A 1,635-nucleotide genomic window follows, 5' to 3' on the forward strand; every position below is an offset into this window, starting at 1 on the left:
ATGCGGAAGAGTCTTCAAGAATGCTCCAGCCCTGTCATGCCATAAAAGCAGATTCCACAGCGGGCAAAAGACCTGCGTGGCAGTGGTCTGGGAGGACGGCCAGCAGCGCCCATGCGGGAGGGTCTTCAAGAATGCTCAAACTATGTGGGATCACAAAAGCAGAGATCACAGTGGGCCACAAACCTGTATGGTGACAGAGATGGGGGAGGATGGGCAGCCGCGACCATGCGGCAGGGTCTGCAAGAATTCTAAAACCCTCTCGTCTCACAAAAGCAGAGCCCACAGCAGAAAAAAAATCTGTCAGGTGATATTGATCGGCGAAGACGGCCAGCCACGACCATGCGGCAAGGTCTGTTTGAATACCTGCGCTCTGTCGGATCACAAACGAGCCAGCCACAGTGAGCAACAAACCTGTTACGCGCCCGTGATCGGTGAAGATGGCCAGCAGCGACCATGCGGAATGGTCCTCAGAAGTGCTAAAACCCTGGCGAGTCACAAAAGAAACGCCCACAGCGGCCAACGAACCTGTAACGTGATCATGGTCGATGAAGACGGTCAGCAGCGGTCATGCGGGAAGGTCTTAAAGCATGCCCAGGCGCTGTCATCCCACAAAAGCAGATACCACACCGGACAACAAACCTGTAATCTGAAGGTGCTTTGGAAAGATGGTCAGCACCGGCTATGCGGGATAGTATTCAAGCATGCCCAGGCCTTGTATCACCACAAAAGAAAAGCCCACACCTATCAACAAACCTGTGACGAGATTGTAACCGGGCAAGATGGCCAGTCACGGCCGTGCGGGGCGGTCTGCAATAACATTCTATCTCTGATGAATCACAAAAGAATACATCGAAAACGCAAGCCTGTTGATCAAAAAAATAACCGTGACCTCAGCCCTTGATCTGACAACTGCTCTTTAATGAGATGGTCTATCCTTCCTCTCTGTAAACCAGAATGCAAGGACAGAATCATTAGACATATACTCTTAACGGCACTGTCACTGCTATTGACCCTGGCTGTCGTCTGTCAGGCCCAACCAATGACAGAACATTTTATTGTCGAGTTTGAACAGAAAGCAAATTCTTCATCCCAGAGCATTTCTATAAAACGTGGTCGGCTTACTTTTCCGGGCACACCACCAGATATTACCAACACAAGCGGCAATGCAGGAACGGACTCTCCCCCTGATGTCAAATCACAGAGACCCGGCGGTTATGGGGTAAGAACGACCTTGACTGAGTCAATTTTGCGGCAATTAATTTATGCCACTCATCTACTGGTTGGTTACGAACTGAGCCTGACCACCAAAGAGTCTCCCCTGTGCCTCATCCCTTATTCATGGTTTCCTTTAGAGGCGGTTGTCGCTGTTGGGTGGCTTTTAAAAAACCATTGGAAGCCCATTTCATCATTTCTTAACACGATTGAACAACAAGAAACGAGTCAGGATAAACCGTTTGCCATCATCACTATGGTGCATGGCTCTGGGCATGACCAACAAAAAGACCAAACATCAGAATTATCCGGCCTGCAAGCCCCTGCAACCAACATTCACCCTACGGGCTCTTTCACTGCCCTCCTTTATTCTGGCTCTGGCGGCGGCATCGGAGGCCCTCAGGAACACTCACATACTTTGGA

2 protein-coding genes are annotated in these 1,635 nt (G+C 50.2%); both read left to right on the top strand.

The features are described from left to right. Window positions 1-901 (top strand): hypothetical protein (locus tag KDK18_RS06665; protein WP_257254092.1); only part of this gene is annotated, 901 nt, incomplete at its 5' end. Window positions 902-1,039: 138 nt separating this feature from the next. Then, window positions 1,040-1,635: hypothetical protein (locus KDK18_RS06670; RefSeq protein ID WP_257254093.1), on the top strand; the 596-nt coding region annotated here is incomplete at its 3' end.

This window comes from Endozoicomonas sp. SESOKO3, from assembly GCF_024606255.1.